Raw genomic sequence first — 17913 nt, 5'->3', positions numbered from 1 at the left:
AGAATTCTATGAAGAACAAATTAAAATTTTCCTTTAAAAAATATAGTCCAGCCTTGGTATTGCTAAGTCTCGTGCTTATATCATTTTCTGTCGCAAATAGTACTAACGATGAAAAACCAGCAAAACCTACCAATGATCCTATTTTTATAAGTGTAACCTATACCGGTGAGGATGAGGTTTATAATAACAATCCTCTGGAAGAAAATGAATTTTACAATCCTATTCTTCAGGGATGGTATCCTGACCCGGCAATTACACGCAAGGGCGATGATTATTATTTAGTTTGCTCCTCTTTTGCCATGTTTCCCGGGGTGCCCATTTTTCATTCTAACGATCTGGTAAACTGGACACAGTTAGGTCATGTACTGGATAGGCCATCGCAGATAGATGTACACGATACCGGAATAAGCCAGGGAGTTTATGCGCCGGGTATTACCTATAACGAGAATAACGATACGTTTTATATGATTACTACTGCTTTTGCAGGTGGATCTGGTAATATCATCGTTAAAACCAAAGATCCCAAACAGGGTTGGAGCGAACCTTATAAATTGAATTTTGATGGAATCGATCCATCTATTTTCTTTGACGATGACGGTAAGGCATATGTGGTTCATAACGATGCTCCAGATGAAGGTAAAGAATTGTACCAGGGACACAGAGTTATCAAAATATGGGAATATGATGTGGAAAACGATCAGGTAATTGAAGGTACTGATAAGATGATAGTGAACGGTGGTGTGGATATTTCAGAAAAACCAATCTGGATTGAGGCTCCGCATTTATACAAAAAAGACGGTTTATATTATCTAATGTGCGCTGAAGGTGGTACCGGTGGCTGGCATAGTGAAGTGGTCTTTGTGAGCGAAAACCCAACAGGCCCTTTTGAACCAGCTCCTAGCAATCCCATCCTTACACAACGTTATTTCCCGAAAGATCGGGAAAATATGGTTGATTGGGCTGGTCACGCTGATTTGGTTAAAGGTCCAAACGATCAATATTACGGCGTGTTTTTAGGGGTTCGTCCCAACGAAGCCGGGCGTGTAAATACAGGAAGGGAAACTTTTGTTTTACCGGTGGACTGGTCTGGTAAATTTCCGGTTTTTGAAAATGGGTTGGTTCCTATGAAGCCCAAATTATATATGCCTGAAGGGGTTGAAAATAAAACTGGTCAAAAGGGATACTTTCCCAATGGAAACTTTACTTTTTCCGAAGATTTTAAGGCCGACACACTGGATTACAGGTGGGAGGGGCTTAGAGGTCCCAGGGAAGCTTTTATGAAAAAGGCTAAAAACGGTCTTCAGCTGAATGCTTTTGAAACTCACATCAATGAACTGGCACCAACTTCTACCTTATTTTACCGCCAGATGCATAAAGCGTTCACCTTTACTACAACTATGGAATACAGGCCTAAGTCTAATAACGATTTAGCCGGGATCACCTGTTACCAGAATGAACGTTTCAATTACACTTTTGGAATTACCAAAAAGGAAAAGGATTATTATGTGCTACTCGAGAGAACCGAAAACGGGGAGTCCACAATTATTGCGAGTACTAAGATAGATCTTGATAATCCTATTGAACTCAAAGTTCAGGCCATGGGTGATAATTATGAATTTAGTTATTCATTAGACGGTGAAGAATATAAAAATCTTGGAGGAACAGTTTCCGGAGATATTCTTTCCACTAACGTCGCTGGCGGATTTACCGGTGCTATGATAGGTTTATATGCAACTGCTGCCAATAATGCAAAACCGGAATAAAATGATATTCTCAAGACTCCAAATGAATTTTATGAAAAATATAGGGCTATTATGTTTGTTGCTGCTCTCAGCAACGATGATTGCTCAAAATGAACAGTCAATCAGCGGTCCAGACGGTAAGCTTCTATTAAAAATACTCATCGAAGATGGCAAACCGTTATATACGGTTACTTATAACAATGAATTGATGTTGGACAAGTCCCCTCTGGGACTTCATACCAATGAGGGTGATTTTTCTTCAAAGATGAATTTTATAGCTGCTGTACAGGATTCCACAAGCAAAGACTATGTGCAGGAAAAAATAAAGCAATCCCAGGTTTCTTATAAAGCCAACACGTTAAAGGTTACGTTATCTAATGCTGACGAGAAAGAAATCGCCATTCTTTTTCAGGTTAGTAACAATGACATTGCCTTTCGTTATGAACTTCCTATATGGGGCGAAACCCTTGCATGTGTGGTTGAAGAAGAGGCGACCGGTTTTAATTTTCCGAATATGACCACCACGTTCCTTTCTCCTATGATGAACGCAATGGAGGGTTTTGCACGAACCACTCCCAGTTATGAAAGTGGATATGAGGCAGATGCTGCCCTTGAAAGTAATAATTCTGCCAATGGCTATGTTTTCCCGGGACTATTTCGGGTTGGCGAACGCGGCTGGGTCTTGCTTTCTGAAACTGGTGTCAGAAGCCTTTACCCGGCATCACACCTGAGTAATTTTGAAAGTGGTATGTTTCATATTGCATTTCCAAATGCGGAGCAAAATAATGGTTTTGGCAGTACCGGCGCCCAACTGGGACTTCCCGGTATTACGCCCTGGCGTACCATAAGTTTGGGAGAGTCACTCAAGCCTATCGTAGAAACTACTATACCTTTTGATGTGGTGGAGCCTCTATATGAAGCTTCACAGGATTATAAATATGGTAAAGGCACGTGGAGCTGGATCATTTGGCAGGACAATAGTATGAATTACGAAGATCAGGTTAAATACATAGATCTTGCTGCAGCGATGGGGTTTAAATATATTTTGATAGATTCCTGGTGGGATGAAAAAATAGGTTATGATAAAATGGAAGATCTCATAAAATACGCTGCTTCTAAAGAAGTAGGTGTATTTCTATGGTATAATTCCAATGGAATTGTGAATGATGCGTTTATGACACCGCTAAATAAAATGAACACTTCCATTGCCCGGAAAAAGGAAATGAAGTGGCTTAAGAAAATGGGCGTAAAAGGTCTGAAAGTAGACTTTTTTGGAGGGGATAAACAGGAAACCATGAAGCTTTACGAAAATATCCTTTCTGATGCGAATGATTATGGGTTGATGATCATTTTTCATGGAGCAACGCTTCCTCGCGGTTGGGAAAGAATGTACCCAAATTTTGTAGGAAGTGAAGCGGTCCTTGCTTCAGAAATGCTTGTTTTTGTTCAGGATGTTCGCGAAAAAGAAGCATTTTATGCATCATTACACCCATTTATCCGGAATTCGGTAGCGAGTATGGAATTTGGCGGGGTGATGCTGAATAAATATCTCAATAAAGGGAATAAAGAAGGTCAGGAACGCTTGACTACAGATGCTTTCCAACTAGCAACAGGGGTTCTTTTTCAAAATTCCGTGCAAATGTTTGCCCTTACTCCAAATAATCTGGAGGATGTTCCGGCATTTGAACTTGACTTTTTACGAGAGCTGCCCACCACCTGGGATGAAACTGTTTTCATAGATGGATATCCCGGTAAATATGCTGTGCTGGCACGTAGACATGGCGAGCAGTGGTATGTTGCCGGTGTAAATGCTGAAAAATCAGCTAAGAAACTAGAACTGGATCTGCCGATGCTTGCTGGTAAGAAGATTTCCATTTATTCGGATAATAAGAAAATGGAAACCAGAATGGAGAAAGGTAAAATTTCACAAAAAGGTAAAATATCAGTGATTATTCAGCCTAATGGTGGATTTATAATTACAAATTCACAAGTTATGCGACCTGGAGTAAAATAAAAGTTGATATCGCTGGTTAAATGGGTCTTAAAGAGCTGCTGCAAAAGAAAGTAGATTACTGGCAATGGCGGACGTACCGTAGATGGGCGGGAACGATCGTTGCAAGTTTATTACATCTAAAGTAGAACCAATTACCGCTGATCTGTATTTTCTTATAAAAGAAAGTGCCTGTATATCTTATGAATTTTGATAATTGGCTGTTTTCAAAGTAGATATCTTCAAAATATTAATTTCGAAACATCTAAAATATTCAAATTAATGATATTCGGTTCATGATGTACTAATTTACTTCAATATCTGAATTTTACTAAGACTATAATGATTGTATTTTAGATTGTCGAAATAGAAAGATGGTGAATGATCAGCGCATGGTAGATTATTAGAACGCTGGGAAGTAAGAGCCATAAAGTGATAATCAACTTGAAGTAAATTATAACAAATCACTTTAAAAGCGTTGACTATGTCAATTTTTTAAAGTTAAAGGTAATTTTAGTTTCGAGCAAGTAGCCCACTAAAATAGATCGCGAATTAAAGCAATATATTATGCAGAAAATAAATACGAGGTTAAAACATAGGACTTTTAAAAACAGGTGGATTGTATCAGTCAGTATCATCCTTTTATCAATCACCGCTTCATGTTCCTCCACTCAGGATTCGGTAGAAACTACAGAATTAAAAAATTGGGTGGGCACCTGGAGTACTGCGCCACAATTGGTAGAACCCCATAATATGCCGCCAGAACCGGGTTTGACCGGGAATACATTGCGGCAAGTATTGGAAGTTTCCATAGGAGGAAAGCAACTGAGGATGAAATTTTCAAATGAATTTAGTGCAAATCCTTTAGAAATACATTCGGTGCAAATCGCTGTTTCAGAAGACAGTAGTGCCATTGCCGTAAATACCAGTAGAATGCTGATGTTTGAGGGTCAGGAAGCGGTTACTATCCCAGCGGGAAAAGCGATTTTTTCAGATCCTATTAAATTTGATCTAAATCCAAGAATGCAGCTGGCTGTTACGATCGCGTATGGGCAAACGCCTGCAGATGTAACCGGCCACCCCGGCTCGCGCACAACTTCATATTTGTTGAGTGGACACCAAATTTCCCCAGAAGCTAATTTTAGCAAGGCGATAAAAACAGATCACTGGTATACAATAAATAGCATTGAAGTGAAGTCCAATGAAACCACGGCAGCTGTTGCGATCATAGGAAATTCCATTACAGATGGGCGCGGTTCAGGAACGAACAAGCAAAATCGCTGGCCTGATATTCTTTCTCAACAATTACTTAAAAATCAAGATACTGAAAATATTGGGGTTTTGAATATGGGAATAGGAGGGAACGCGGTACTTCAAGGCGGACTCGGACCTACCGCTTTAGATAGATTTGATCGCGATATCCTTCAGCAAAACGGAATAAAATGGCTTATTATCATGGAAGGCGTAAATGATCTTGGCGCAACTCCAGATAGTGCTGCGGCCTTTAAAGTGGCAGATGGACTTATTGCTGCCTATGAGGAAATGATCGAAAAAGCTCACAAAAAGAACATTAAAGTATTAGGTGGTACCATTACCCCTATAAAAGAATCTTTTTATTACAAAGAATATCGTGAACAGGCCAGGCAAAAAATAAACGACTGGATACGCACTAGCGGAAAATTTGATGGGGTGGTGGATTTTGATAAAGTGATACGAAATCCTGAAAATACTGCTGTCATACGTGAAAATGCGCATGATGGTGATCATCTGCATCCCAATGAATATGGCTATGAATTAATGGGTAAGGCCATTGATCTTTCCCTTTTCGGTGAAACTGTTCAAAAATCCAAAGCGCATAATCCCATACTTTACGCAGATGTACCTGATCTATCAATGATCAGGGTAGGGGATACTTATTATATGAGCAGTACCACCATGCACATGAGTCCGGGTGTTCCCATTATGAAATCGAAAGATCTCATAAACTGGGAAATAGTAAATTATGTTTACGACACGCTGGAAGATAGGGATGCGCTCAACCTGGAAAATGGGAAAAATGCCTACGGAAGAGGTTCCTGGGCAAGTAGTATAAGATATCACGAGGACACCTACTATGTTTCTACGTTTTCAAGCACCACCGGCAAAACTTATATCTATACTACTGATGATATTGAAAATGGGAAGTGGAAAAAACATTCTTTTGAACCGAGTTTGCATGACAATACGCTCTTTTTTGATGACGATGGAAAAGTGTATATGATCTACGCCGCAGGAAAATTAAATATTGTTCAATTGAAAAATGACCTTACCGGTGTCGTTGAGGGAACGGATCAAGTTTTGATTCAAAATGCCAGTAAACCGGCAGGGGAGAACATTATGCTGGGCGCCGAAGGTTCACAAGTGTTTAAAATAAATGGGAGCTATTATTTGTTCAACATCACCTGGCCCAGGGGTGGGATGCGCAGTGTGGTTATACATCGCGCCAGCAAAATTATGGGGCCTTATGAGGGTAAATTGGCCTTGCAGGATAAAGGAGTAGCCCAGGGCGGTTTAATAGATACCCCAGAAGGTGACTGGTATGCGTACCTCTTTCGGGATAATGGAGCGGTAGGCCGAATTCCTTATATCGTTCCTGTAAAATGGGAAGATGACTGGCCAGTTTTAGGTGACGATGGAAAAGTGCCCATGGAACTTGATTTACCTGCAAACAAAAGCCTGATCCCTAATATTGTAAATTCCGATGAGTTTACCCGCACTGTAACGGATAAAAAATTACCGCTGGTCTGGCAATGGAATCATAATCCACAGAACGACCTCTGGAGCCTAGAAGCCAACAATGGGTATTTAAGGCTTACTACTGGTAGGGTAGACACTTCTTTTGTTACCACACAAAATACCTTAACCCAGCGTACGATAGGTCCTGAAAGTACCGGGGAAATCTTGCTGAAACTGGAAGGAATGAAAGACGGGGATATTGCTGGTTTTGGAGTTTTACAGGATACCTATGGTTATGTGGCTGTAAAACTGGAAAATGGTAAAAAAACGATCAAAATGGTAAAAGATCGGGATGGAAAAGTGACGGAAGAAATACCTTTTAATGGAAAGGAAATTTTCTTTAAAATAACCTGTGATTATAAAGAGAGGACTGATATTGCGCGTTTTTATTATTCTGAAAATGGCGAAACCTGGCAGGAAATTGGAGAACCTTTGAAGATGGAATATACATTGGGTCAGTTTATGGGCTACCGTTACGCACTTTTTAATTACGCCACTAAAAATCCCGGAGGCTATGCTGATTTTGATTATTTCAGGATAAAAGAAACGCTAGATGAATAAAAATTATAATCAGACTCTTATTCTGTTCTGCCAAATAAGGGTTTTCTTTTTCCTTCTTGAGAAGAAATATATTTAAACATATCCCTCAGAAATCCGGAGGCTAATTTTTCATAAGTTGGGTGATTTTCAGTATTTAAATGATTTTTGATCAAAAAAAAGGTCCAGCAAGACGATTATCTTACTGGACTTTTAAGTTATCAAACAATTGCTTTTAAGAAGGAATAATATTTTCCTTTTTCAGATCTTCAAATAAATCGAAGAAAGAGTCTCTTGTATCCTGATAAGCTGTAAAACCTAACTTGCGGCTTTTTGACATATCGGTCATTACTTCGATAGGTCGCCTTAAATCAAGGTCTGTGTGCCAGGGAGAAGCCAGTCTATCAAGATTAGATTCTGTTAAATTGTGCTTACTGACAATCTTTTGCCATACAGTTTCGTCGCCTTTCATGATTTCTTCCAGACTGTTGTTATTTTCCACAAATCCTTTATATTCTATATCAAAATATTCGGCTAGCTGTTTCCATAACCAACTCCAGCGAAAGATATCTCCATTGGCTATGTTGAAGGCTTCATTTTGAGCTTCTGGGGTGGTTGCTGCCCATACAAATTGTTTTGCCAGTATTCTGGCATCGGTAACATCGGAAATCCCATTCCATTGCGCTTTGGATCCTGGCCAGACAAATGGGGTTCCCTTTTCTTTACAGATCGTCGCATAAACCGCAAGTGTGGTTCCCATATTCATCAAATTTCCCACAGCTTTGCCTATCATGGTATGCGCACGGTGAATACTCCAGGTAAATCCGTCTCGAGCCGCCGCTTCAAATACTTCATCTTCCTGGGCATAGTAAAAATTATCTATAGCTAGTCTGGGATGCTCTGTCCTAACGGGTGTCTCTGGGGAGAAACCATCCTGAGCATATGCCTCAAAGGGACCTAAATAGTGTTTTAGTCCCGTTACCAGTCCCACGTGTTGGATCGATTTTTTAGGCGCTAAGGTTTGTAACAAATTTCTAACAATTTCACTGTTTACCTTAATATTTTCGGCTTCTGTATCTTTCCGAATCCAGGCGGTAAAGAAAACATGTGTGGGATCAACCTCTTTAAGTGCTTCTTCCAGGGATTTTTTATCAAGTAAATCAGCTTTGATATTCTTTAAGCCCTCTAGTTGCACATCAGAATTCCGAGTCAGCCCGTATGTAGTCCAGCCATCAGAAAGAAGTTCCTTTGCTAGATTATTTCCAGATATTCCACTTGCGCCTACGACCAATGCTATTTTATTCATCCTGTATAGTATTTATGTTTATCAGTAGTACAAAACTACCGTAGGTTTACAAGCTATGCATTGATATACATTAAGAAATACAATTGATCTATATCAATCTTCTCTATTGATATTTTTCTTTATTCGGCTGATGGTTTCCGGAGTGAGGCCAAGATAGGATGCGATCAATGTTTGTGGCACTCGTTGCGCGATGGAGGGGTACATTTCAATAAACTCTATATATTTTTCTTCTGCATTGTACGCGTTTGAACTTAGAAGCCTCCTATCTTTTGTTACCAAACTATTCTGATATAAAATTCTAAAATAGCGTTCCATGATGGGCACTTCGATTAATAACTTCTCATAGTTGATTTTTGAAATCAATAGTAGTTCACTATCCTCAATAGCCTCAATGGAAAGTTTAGCTTTTTCTTCGCAAATAAAACTGCTAAAGTCTGATGCCCACCAGCCTTCCCACGCGAGTAGACTAATATGCTCCTGTCCTTTCTCATCAAGTGCATAAGATTTGATAATACCTTTAGAAACAAAATTCAACTTTCTACAATAGTCACCTTCATTGAGTAAAAATTGTCTTCTGCGTATTTTTTTAGGCTCAAAAAATGCAGGAATATGTTCCCGGTCGCGTGCTGTCAACTCGACCTTCTTTTGAAGATGTTTAAATAGAATATCAAACATAAGGGATTCAGGATTTTTCACTTTTCAGTATAAAGGATTTATACCACAAAGTTGGGTATTTTTTTATTTCTACAACGAACGGGCACTTTTCAATCCCACAAGTAAATTAACTCGTCAAATAGCGCTGAATTTAGGCCAAAATGCCACAAGAATAAAATGGCTTTAGAAAAAACAATGATATTTTTATGTTTCCCTATGAAGGCTTTTTATTTAAAGTGTGTTGCAATAGATTTTCTCTTGCCTAAACCGCTATTTTATCTTTAAAACCAATCAAAAATGCAGCAAAACCGCCAAAAAACAGTCGAAAATTAGCGATTTTAGCCTAAAAATAAAGAAAAATCAAAAATGTAAAGTATTGTTGTTTAAATGGCTTAAAATGTTCTTTACTATGCTATTCATGATAATAATGTGTGCTTGCAATGCCGCGATACAGGATCGCATTAATATAGCTTATTTGTATTGTGATTTTGTCCTACTAATTAACTATATAGATATAATTCTTATGTTTTATGAACCGTTATCACTGAATTAGTTTGGCCATTGCTAATATTTCCTTATTAATTATTTCTGCGTTTTCTTCTCTTGTGATAATAGAACCATGATTTGCTTCAATAACAAATTGCTTTCCATTAGTAGATAGCTCTTTCAACTCTTTTTGCATTTTAAACCATATTTTAACTTGCTCGTTAGGATCAATGCCTTCATTTCTATATTTTTCTTTTTGAACTTCCTCATACTGTTCTGTTGCAGTAAATACTAATATGGGAATAGAATCTAAACTTTGAACCTGACCAGCCCTCTCAAGAATGATATCATTGATATCATTTTCTTTCATATATCTACGAAATACTTTCCCTGAATAGGCTGTGAGATCATGTTTACGAGTGTGGCAATTTTTTGGTAAACCATCATTTTTAGGCTCTGATTTAAATAGCGTATTAAAAGCTCCTAGTATTCCCATATCTGCAACTATGGCAACCGCTTTTACTAAGGTTATTTGACTTTTAGTGAATAAGTCATTTTTCTCTATCATAACGAATAACTCTCATTTTTTTCTTTAATCCTAGAGCGATCCAATGTAACATATCTGTATTACTGCCAGCACCTGCTTCCAGAATAAGCGTGGGTAAATTATTTTTTTTGCCTTCTGCCGTTATATGAAGTTCAGTTCCATTTACATCAACCAGCTTTCCAGGGGTGGCCGGTTTTGAACCAAATAACCGGAAACACAATCCTGAAATCAATACTATAATTATAAGTCCAGCTAAAGTTTTACCAATCCACTTTAGGAGTATAAGCATTGATTTTATCATAGTGTTCATAAGTGTTTTGCAAAGGTTTTTATAATCAAAGTTATGGACTGTTACGCTTAAGATTTCGGTTTAGCATTTACTTTGGCAAGTCCCAGTATTTGCGCCTGTGATCAAATACTGCCTAATCGCGATTATATTTTATTTGATGTGGGATTTATTTTTTCATTATACAATTCATTCACTTTTTGTAAATCAGTTAAAAGGTTGATTTGATAAAAATAAGGCAGTTCCCATTTTTGAGTCCGCTCTGCTTGTTTACTTATTACAGTATCCCAATCGGGATAAACCCTGAATGCACGTTTCCCTTCTTTTTGTTGAGTAGTTATAATCCCTTTCCGCATTAGCAAAGATTTTGGGAAAACGAACTGTCCAAAATGGTTATCCTTTCGTACGTTGACCACATAAAAATCAATCTGGTCTTTTTCATAAAAAGGTTCAATGGGGCCATTCTCCTTTCGTTTCCAAAACGTAACAAATTGCCCCACTTTTTTCGGGGTTGTTTTTGCATTTCTACTCAAAATATGCAGTCCGTTAAGTTGAAATCTACAAGCGCCATATGCTCTACTTTCAACCTCAACTCTAAACTCAGAAATCTCAAATGCGCATTTGTCATAAATTTCCGTTTTAATTTGCTGCAGATTTTTGTCCATTCACCTAATTTTATTCGTTTGTTTAGATCTTGATTTGAGTTCTCATTTTCGGGTTGTGGTAAGCAACTGCCTTTATCAAATAATCAGGAAACATTAGATTTCAGTCATAGTTGTGCTTTCGTATTATTCTTCCCAACTGTAATAATTATGTTCTTTATCAAGTACAAAACCAGTTCGTGGATACAGTTTATTTCCTATGTTATTTGATTTTGAAGTTTCTAGGATCAAACCCGCGGCGTTTGTTTTTTTAGAAAGTGCTTTGGCGCATTCTATAAGTTCAACAGAAATACCCTTTCCCCGATGACTTGGGTCAACGAAAAGATCATTCAGTAGCCAAAGTTTCTTCATTCTAGTGGATGAAAATATTGGGTATAATTGAACAAAACCCACTAGTTGTTTATCAGTATCTTGACAAACGAAGATTTCTGACTCAGAATTTGTCAACCGTTCTCTCAAAAAATTTATTGAACCTTCTAAATCGGAAGGTTGTTCATAGAAGACTCTATAATCATTGAATAATTTTGCAATTGGTTCTAAGTCCTTTAATTGCGCTTTTCTATATTCCATTTTATTGCGTTCTGGCGGTTTTCATTAAAAGTAATTCAATGATCTAATACGTTAATTTGACCATTCTTTTATTTGATTAAAATTATAGTTCTGTTTGTACGCTGAGAGCACTTAGACCCGGGTCAGATTTGCCTCTGCCTCTAAAAGGTTGAAGGTATGGCCAGCAGGTGAGCATTTTTATTAGAGATTATGATAATGAATAAGGGCTCATTTGAAGCTCATGTACAACTTTGATTGACTGTAAATGTAAAAAGCCCCCACATTGCTGTGGGGGCTTTTAGTTACTTGTAGCGAGAGGGGGGCACGATCCCCCGACCTCCGGGTTATGAATCCGACGCTCTAACCAGCTGAGCTACCTCGCCATAATTTCAGGCCCAAGAATTTTTTCTTAGGGTGTGCAAATATAATAACATTTATCACGATGGCAAACCTTAAATATAAAATAAAATGGCGTTCCTTCCTTTTTTAGTATCTCGAGAAAACCTATATTGACGGCCAACAAAGAAAATGTTTATGGAAGATAAAGTAAAATTTGAAATTGAGTTTCCTATTCAAGCTTCACCTTCGCTGCTATATCAGTATATGTCAAGTCCTTCTGGGATGTCTGAGTGGTTTGCAGATAATGTGAATTCACGCGGGGAATATTATACATTTATATGGAATGGAAGTGAAGAAAAAGCCAAGCTGTTAGGTAAAAAAAGTGGAGAGCGCATAAAATTCCGCTGGATGGAAGATGTGGATAACGATGATCTCTTCTATTTTGAATTGCGTATTGTGGTTGATGAGATTACTAAAGACGTTTCATTGATAGTAACAGACTTTGCCGAAGAAGATGAAGTTGATGAAGGGAAGATGTTTTGGGAAAATCAGATAGCAGAATTGAAACATGTCATAGGTTCTACCTAGAATCAAATGCACGATTGTATATTTGTCCCTTTCAACAAAAGGGACTTTTTTTATGATCAATTTGAACGGAAAATTAACCGAAAACCCCGTTTTTTCACCATATAACCGCGCTTTGCTCTATGGCGACGCAGTTTTTGAAACCATACGCTGCCTCAACGGAAAAATTATTTTCTGGGAAGATCATTATTTTAGGCTCATGGCTTCCATGCGTATCCTCAGGATGGAAATCCCCATGGAGTTTACCATGGAGAATCTTGAAACCGAAATCAAAAACACCCTTGATGCTGAAGGTTTGAGCAATGAAGCGGCGAGCGTGCGGCTTACCGTTTTCAGGGATGAGGGAGGCAGGTACCTTCCGCAAAAAAATACCGTATCTTTTTACATATTCGGTCAGCAGCTCCAGGATCCTTTTTACCTTTTAAACGAGGAGCCTTACGAAGTGGAACTCTACAAAGATCATTACCTCAACGCGGATATGCTTTCCACACTTAAAACCGCTAATAAGCTAATCCACGTGACAGGTAGTATTTTTGCCTCAGAAAATGGTTATGACAATTGTTTGTTGCTCAATACTAAAAAGAGTGTGGCAGAAGCATTGCAGGGAAACCTTTTTCTTGTAAAAGACAATCATATTAAAACCCCACCACTTGAAGAAGGCTGCCTTCGCGGAATCATAAGAAAGCAGGTCATCGATATTATTGAGAAAGTAGAGGGTATAGAAATCAAAGAGGAAGCAATTTCCCCATTTGAACTGCAAAAGGCAGATGAACTTTTTATTACCAATACATTAATGGGAATACGGCCCATAACAAAATACCGCAAGAAAACGTACGGGAATAAAATTTCAAAAAATTTATTGGGAAAATTAAATGCTAAAGCGCGGTTGGGCTAATTAATTGTAAACGGGATTTTCGGGAGCATTGGACCATAATAAGTAATCGCCGCCCAGTTCTATCATATTTTCCCTCCAGAAATCAGGTAGGGCTCTGGTAATAATGTCCTTTTTGTGAATGTTGTCTACAACGATCCAGGAACGGGAATCAAGTTCTTCGTCAAGCTGCATACCGTCCCATCCAGAATATCCCAGAAAAAACCGAATATCATTTTCAGTAATCAGGTGAAAACGTAAAAGCTCCACTACTGTATTAAAATCACCGCCCCAGTATATGCCAGAAGCTATTTCAACACTATTAGGTATAAGGTCTGGTACCTTATGAATAAAATACAGGCATTCCTGTTCTACGGGGCCACCATTATAAACAGTCATAGCAGAAGCCGCTTCCGGTACGAGATCTTCTAAGGTGTGGGATGAGGGTTTGTTCAATATAAAACCCACAGACCCCTGTTCATCATGGTTTGCCAGTAAAATAACAGATCTATTGAAAGAGACATCACCTAAAATGGAAGGTTCTGCCACAAGCAATTTACCTTTTGTTGCCTTTTTTGTTATCATAAATATCTAAGAATACCTCTAAGCTAAGCCAATTTTTTCAGACTAGCAAAATTCTCATATTGGTTTTAGTTATAAATAAAAAAGTCCTCATAGGAGGACTTTAAATACGTTAAAGGTATACTGCTTAATTTACAGCATCCGCAAGTTCAGATCCTGCTTTGAACTTTACTACGTTTTTCGCTTTGATTTGGATGGTTTTGCCAGTTTGAGGATTTCTTCCTTCACGAGCTGCCCGTTTAGATACAGACCAAGAGCCAAATCCTACTAAAGAAACACGGTCTCCTTTTTTAAGGGATTTTTCAACATTGCCTAAAAAAGATTCAAGTCCTTTTTTAGCCGCTGCTTTTGTGATTCCAGCATCTTCTGCCATTGCATCAATTAAATCTGATTTGTTCATAATGTAAATTTAAAAATTAATTGTCGTTTAAACTTTTACTTCTGTTTAACAAATTTAGACGGATATTCCGGCCGCACAAGGAATAGCGCAGGAAATACGTTTATAGACTGGCAACTTTAACTTTTTGTTAATAAAACCGGGTAGTTGAAGGAAATATTTAGCAGTGCTAACGTCCATAGGCCTTCACAGCACTTTTGCATCTTTATCAAAAGAATATCCATTCAATAGATCCTTTGCGCTCATTTTTCGCTTCCCGGCAAGTTGTAATCGGGTAATTTCCAAGATCCCGTCTGAGCAGCCTACAAAGAGACAACCATCAATGACTTTGAGTTGTTTTCGATCAAGATCAATGGATTCCTCAGGTTCGCTCCTTTGCGCTGCATAGATTTTCATCTGTTGCTCTTTGCCATCACTAGTGAATGACGTCCACGCCACAGGATAGGGGCTGAGTCCCCTAATGTGGTCGTAAATTTCACTGGTGGGTTTGTTCCAGTCAATGCGCGTATTCTCCCGGTCCAACTTGTAAGCGGTATTCAGTTTTTCCGTTTGGGGCTGGGGTTGTGTTTTTACTGTACCGTTCTTTATATCTTCCAGGGTTTCAAGAATAAGGGTACTTCCTGCTTCCATCAATTGATCGTGCAAAACGCCGGCATTGTCACCTTTACCTATGCTAACTTCCTGTTGTTTGATAATCGCGCCGGTATCTATTTTTTCGTCAATAAAAAAAGTAGTGACGCCCGTGGTCTTTTCCCCATTGATAATTGCCCAGTTGATAGGGGCGGCCCCACGATAATTGGGCAATAGCGATGCGTGTAGGTTGAAGGTTCCCAGCGCTGGCATTTGCCATACTTCTTTTGGTAACATTCTAAAGGCCACGACCACCTGTAGATTTGCGTTTAAGTCCTTCAATGCATCTAGAAAATCGGGCGATTTTAGGTTTACAGGCTGCAAGATGGGCAGATTTTGCTTTTGTGCGTACACTTTTACCGCGCTTTGGCTCAATTTCTGTCCGCGTCCCGCAGGGCGATCAGGCGCAGTGATAACGCCCACTACATTTGCGCCACTGGTAATAATGGCCCGGAGGCTGGCAACGGCAAAGTCTGGCGTGCCCATAAAAACGATTCGTAAATCTGTCATTTTTTTAGGATATAGGTATTATGTTGAGTCAGTTCAATCTGACCTTCTTCAAGTAAATTTTTTAGCTGAAGCAGGATTTCAGCTTCGGTAAAATCGGGTAATTTGATGCAAAGGGAACGTGAATTCATTGCTTGTTCCCTTAAAATACTGGTTATTTTTTCCGCTATTGCGGAAGGATTTTTAGTCGTTTTGGGTGATTTTTTGGCACAAATATCACATTTTCCGCAGGGTTTTGAACCTTTTTCGCCAAAATAGGAAAGCAATTGTACACTACGGCATATGGAGTCATTTTCCACATAATATAGTATTGCTTCCACCTGTTCGATTTTCCGCTTGTTTTGTGCTTTTACGTTACGGGCGATGGTGTTGATCACATGATCGTCTTCCCTGGGGACTAAAAAGGTAATTGCCGTATCAAAACTTTCATGCGCATAGATCACCAGATCATCTTTTTCAAGCTGAAGTAGCGCGTCATGAACCGCGGCCACGCTTACATTTGTTTTTTTGGCGATTGCGGAATGATCTATATTCAACGGCTGGTCAAAGATGCCGCCGTAGGTTCTTAAAATTGTTTTAATAATAAGGTCAATACCGGGATTTTTGATCAAATTATAGGTCAATGTTACCGGTGAGACCTTGATTTGTAAGCTCGCTTTCCTGAAAAATTCCTGACCCAGCAGTAGTACGCTATTACGGTCGAGTACCTGAAGCGCATTATACGTGGTGAGGGTGTTGAGATCGTAGGTCATACAGAAATTCATAAAATTAAACCGAAAGTTCTCTTGCGTACCTTCGCCGTAGGATATCTGAAAATAACTGTTGAGCCTTTTATACACCAGGCGCACCATAGCTACAGTTGGTAATATTTTTACAAACTGGTTTTTTAATCGCTGGGTATCTCCCGGGCCATATAAAATAATACTACCGGCACGATCTCCATTCCTGCCCGCCCTGCCAGCTTCCTGAAAATAACTTTCAAGGCTTTCTGGCAATTCTACATGAACCACCGTTTGTACATCAGCCTTGTCAATGCCCATCCCAAAGGCGCTGGTGGCAACCATGACCTGCACTGTATTTTCCATCCAGTCCGTAAAGCGGGTATCACGCTCTTTGTTCGCCAATCCGCCATGGTAAAAATGGGCTTTGATACCATTTGCGTTGAGGTAAGCGGCATATTTATGTGCTGTTTTCCGACTGCGGACATAAACAATGCCCGACCCTTTTTTACTGCTGAAAATCCGTTTTAAGCGATACAATTTATCTTCTTCCCGCAATACGAGATAAGCAAGGTTTTTCCGCTGAAAAGAAGTCTGAAATACCTGTGGTTCTTTTAGTTCCAGCTGCGCCAGCATGTCTGCGGTTACCTGCGGGGTAGCCGTAGCGGTGACCGCGAGGCAGTTCACCTCTGGAATAAGCTGTCTAAATGTGGCGATATTGCGGTAGGCCGGCCTAAAATCATGTCCCCACTGGCTGATGCAGTGCGCCTCGTCAATAGCGAGCAGGGATATGTTCATCTGTTTGATACGTTCTATCACCAGTTCCTGCTGCAAACGTTCTGGCGAGAGGTAAAGTAGTTTGTAGTTTCCGTAGATACAATTATCCAACAGGGTGTCAAGTTCCTGGTAGGGTGTTCCCCCGGGAATATACATCGCCTTGATGCCTTTATTGCTCAGTTGCATCACCTGATCGCGCATGAGCGAAAGGAGCGGGGAAACCACTAATACGATACCTTCGCGTACGACTGCCGGGATCTGATAACAAAGTGATTTGCCACCGCCCGTGGGAAGGAGCGCGACCGCATCCTTGCCCGCCAGCACCGCACTGATAATTTCCTGTTGCTGCGGTCTAAAATACTCATAGCCCCAAAATTTCACCAGTGCCTGCTGGGGATCTAAATTCATCTTTTTAGATACTTTTCTATAAAATCAACCCGTTTTTCTATACTGCACTGTGGTACTTCTATGGGCATATAACCATACTGATGGTAGGTTTTTATCAAAAAATCGTGCAATCTGGTAGCGGTCTCAAAATCTTCGTAACGCTCATTATCTACTTCATGAATGGCCTCCCAGGGAGAAAGTGCAAATACACGGTCATAAACGTATTTTTCGCAGGCTTCTGTAAATACCGAAGTATATTTTTGGCCGGCATAGTCCATATATGCGGGAATGTCTGGAATACCGCGGTCATAGATTACAAAAGCATCGTTTATTTCCGCGGCAGCGTTGTATTGGGCGATACGTCCTTCCAACAGTTTCTGGCTGAAAAGCAGCGGCTCAGTTAGAAAAAGCTGCTCAATCCCATCCTGCTGCGCCTCTTTGATCACCTGACGCGAAATTTCATCAAAGGTTTTATAACCGCTCTGGGCAAGGGCATTTATCAACGTGGTTTTCCCGGTGCTGGGGCCGCCTATAAGTACAATACGTTCTATGGCTTAGGTTTTAGAATGCAAAAATACTCATTTG

At 39.5% G+C, this 17913-nt stretch carries 16 protein-coding genes and 1 tRNA gene; 5 read left to right on the top strand and 12 right to left on the bottom strand.

The genetic code is table 11. The features are described 5' to 3' along the window. The first annotated feature begins 8 nt into the window (after positions 1–8). From P162_RS04025 to P162_RS17810, 3 genes are all read left to right on the top strand, one after another. The gene (locus P162_RS04025) at positions 9–1763 is read left to right on the top strand and encodes a glycoside hydrolase family 43 protein (RefSeq protein WP_051907767.1); all 1755 of its coding nucleotides are present in this window, start codon (positions 9–11) and stop codon (positions 1761–1763) included. A 31-nt stretch (positions 1764–1794) separates the two neighbouring features. Beyond that, the gene (locus P162_RS04020) at positions 1795–3756 is read left to right on the top strand and encodes a glycoside hydrolase family 97 protein (protein ID WP_031425947.1); all 1962 of its coding nucleotides are present in this window, start codon (positions 1795–1797) and stop codon (positions 3754–3756) included. 543 nt (positions 3757–4299) lie between these two features. After that, entirely contained in the window at positions 4300–7068 is a 2769-nt protein-coding gene (locus P162_RS17810; protein ID WP_081868372.1) for a family 43 glycosylhydrolase, read from the top strand. Positions 7069–7279: 211 nt separating this feature from the next. Here P162_RS17810 and P162_RS04010 read toward each other — a convergent pair whose 3' ends face one another. The 7 genes from P162_RS04010 to P162_RS03980 all read right to left on the bottom strand — a co-directional run bounded on the left by P162_RS04010 (position 7280) and on the right by P162_RS03980 (position 11917). After that, positions 7280–8350 (bottom strand): SDR family oxidoreductase, encoded by a 1071-nt coding sequence (locus P162_RS04010; RefSeq protein WP_031425945.1) that lies wholly within the window; start codon positions 8348–8350, stop codon positions 7280–7282. A 93-nt stretch (positions 8351–8443) separates the two neighbouring features. After that, a complete protein-coding gene (locus tag P162_RS04005) occupies positions 8444–9025 on the bottom strand; it encodes a Crp/Fnr family transcriptional regulator (RefSeq protein WP_031425944.1) in 582 nt (193 codons plus the stop codon). A 520-nt stretch (positions 9026–9545) separates the two neighbouring features. Next, positions 9546–10058: a hypothetical protein gene (locus tag P162_RS04000; RefSeq protein ID WP_031425943.1), complete on the bottom strand. Its 513-nt coding sequence runs from the start codon at positions 10056–10058 to the stop codon at positions 9546–9548. Then, positions 10042–10347 (bottom strand): alpha/beta fold hydrolase, encoded by a 306-nt coding sequence (locus tag P162_RS03995; protein ID WP_164076204.1) that lies wholly within the window; start codon positions 10345–10347, stop codon positions 10042–10044. The genes P162_RS04000 and P162_RS03995 overlap by 17 nt, the downstream gene beginning before the upstream one ends. 122 nt (positions 10348–10469) lie before the next feature. Next, positions 10470–10988: a MepB family protein gene (locus tag P162_RS03990; protein WP_031425941.1), complete on the bottom strand. Its 519-nt coding sequence runs from the start codon at positions 10986–10988 to the stop codon at positions 10470–10472. Positions 10989–11111: 123 nt separating this feature from the next. Continuing rightward, a complete protein-coding gene (locus tag P162_RS03985) occupies positions 11112–11555 on the bottom strand; it encodes a GNAT family N-acetyltransferase (protein ID WP_031425940.1) in 444 nt (147 codons plus the stop codon). Positions 11556–11843: 288 nt separating this feature from the next. Next, a tRNA-Met gene (locus P162_RS03980) sits at positions 11844–11917 on the bottom strand. A 151-nt stretch (positions 11918–12068) separates the two neighbouring features. Between P162_RS03980 and P162_RS03975 the strand changes: the two genes are divergently transcribed. Together P162_RS03975 and P162_RS03970 are read left to right on the top strand one after the other, a co-directional pair. Continuing rightward, positions 12069–12461, top strand: a complete 393-nt coding sequence (locus P162_RS03975) for an START-like domain-containing protein (protein WP_031425939.1) — start codon at positions 12069–12071, stop codon at positions 12459–12461. Between the two features lie 52 nt (positions 12462–12513). After that, positions 12514–13353 carry an aminotransferase class IV gene (locus tag P162_RS03970; RefSeq protein ID WP_031425938.1) on the top strand — a complete coding sequence of 280 codons (840 nt, stop codon included), beginning with the start codon at positions 12514–12516 and terminating at the stop codon, positions 13351–13353. Here P162_RS03970 and P162_RS03965 read toward each other — a convergent pair whose 3' ends face one another. The 5 genes from P162_RS03965 to P162_RS03945 form a co-directional block, all read right to left on the bottom strand. Further along, complete coding sequence (locus P162_RS03965; RefSeq protein WP_031425937.1) at positions 13354–13914, bottom strand: YqgE/AlgH family protein; 561 nt, start codon at positions 13912–13914, stop codon at positions 13354–13356. A gap of 124 nt (positions 13915–14038) precedes the next feature. After that, entirely contained in the window at positions 14039–14311 is a 273-nt protein-coding gene (locus tag P162_RS03960) for an HU family DNA-binding protein (RefSeq protein WP_031425936.1), read from the bottom strand. 183 nt (positions 14312–14494) lie between these two features. Beyond that, positions 14495–15448: a methionyl-tRNA formyltransferase gene (gene fmt, locus P162_RS03955; RefSeq protein ID WP_031425935.1), complete on the bottom strand. Its 954-nt coding sequence runs from the start codon at positions 15446–15448 to the stop codon at positions 14495–14497. Continuing rightward, positions 15445–17349: an ATP-dependent DNA helicase RecQ gene (locus P162_RS03950; RefSeq protein ID WP_031425934.1), complete on the bottom strand. Its 1905-nt coding sequence runs from the start codon at positions 17347–17349 to the stop codon at positions 15445–15447. The genes fmt and P162_RS03950 overlap by 4 nt, the downstream gene beginning before the upstream one ends. Next, positions 17346–17831: an ATP-binding protein gene (locus tag P162_RS03945; RefSeq protein ID WP_241077724.1), complete on the bottom strand. Its 486-nt coding sequence runs from the start codon at positions 17829–17831 to the stop codon at positions 17346–17348. Before P162_RS03945 ends, P162_RS03950 begins: the two co-directional genes overlap by 4 nt. Positions 17832–17913: the final 82 nt, after the last annotated feature.

The organism is Flavimarina sp. Hel_I_48, from assembly GCF_000733945.1.
Lineage (GTDB): Bacteria > Bacteroidota > Bacteroidia > Flavobacteriales > Flavobacteriaceae > Leeuwenhoekiella.
The sequence above is the reverse complement of the archived record's forward strand: the minus strand, read 5'-3'. Positions and strand labels throughout refer to the sequence as shown.

Bases quoted from the DNA above. Each gene is read 5' to 3' on its own strand.
- P162_RS04025 (WP_051907767.1), top strand. From the start codon at position 9: ATGAAGAACAAATTAAAATTTTCCTTTAAAAAATATAGTCCAGCCTTG.
- P162_RS04020 (WP_031425947.1), top strand. From the start codon at position 1,795: ATGAAAAATATAGGGCTATTATGTTTGTTGCTGCTCTCAGCAACGATG.
- P162_RS17810 (WP_081868372.1), top strand. From the start codon at position 4,300: ATGCAGAAAATAAATACGAGGTTAAAACATAGGACTTTTAAAAACAGG.
- P162_RS04010 (WP_031425945.1), bottom strand. From the start codon at position 8,350: ATGAATAAAATAGCATTGGTCGTAGGCGCAAGTGGAATATCTGGAAAT.
- P162_RS04005 (WP_031425944.1), bottom strand. From the start codon at position 9,025: ATGTTTGATATTCTATTTAAACATCTTCAAAAGAAGGTCGAGTTGACA.
- P162_RS04000 (WP_031425943.1), bottom strand. From the start codon at position 10,058: ATGATAGAGAAAAATGACTTATTCACTAAAAGTCAAATAACCTTAGTA.
- P162_RS03995 (WP_164076204.1), bottom strand. From the start codon at position 10,347: ATGAACACTATGATAAAATCAATGCTTATACTCCTAAAGTGGATTGGT.
- P162_RS03990 (WP_031425941.1), bottom strand. From the start codon at position 10,988: ATGGACAAAAATCTGCAGCAAATTAAAACGGAAATTTATGACAAATGC.
- P162_RS03985 (WP_031425940.1), bottom strand. From the start codon at position 11,555: ATGGAATATAGAAAAGCGCAATTAAAGGACTTAGAACCAATTGCAAAA.
- P162_RS03975 (WP_031425939.1), top strand. From the start codon at position 12,069: ATGGAAGATAAAGTAAAATTTGAAATTGAGTTTCCTATTCAAGCTTCA.
- P162_RS03970 (WP_031425938.1), top strand. From the start codon at position 12,514: ATGATCAATTTGAACGGAAAATTAACCGAAAACCCCGTTTTTTCACCA.
- P162_RS03965 (WP_031425937.1), bottom strand. From the start codon at position 13,914: ATGATAACAAAAAAGGCAACAAAAGGTAAATTGCTTGTGGCAGAACCT.
- P162_RS03960 (WP_031425936.1), bottom strand. From the start codon at position 14,311: ATGAACAAATCAGATTTAATTGATGCAATGGCAGAAGATGCTGGAATC.
- fmt (WP_031425935.1), bottom strand. From the start codon at position 15,448: ATGACAGATTTACGAATCGTTTTTATGGGCACGCCAGACTTTGCCGTT.
- P162_RS03950 (WP_031425934.1), bottom strand. From the start codon at position 17,349: ATGAATTTAGATCCCCAGCAGGCACTGGTGAAATTTTGGGGCTATGAG.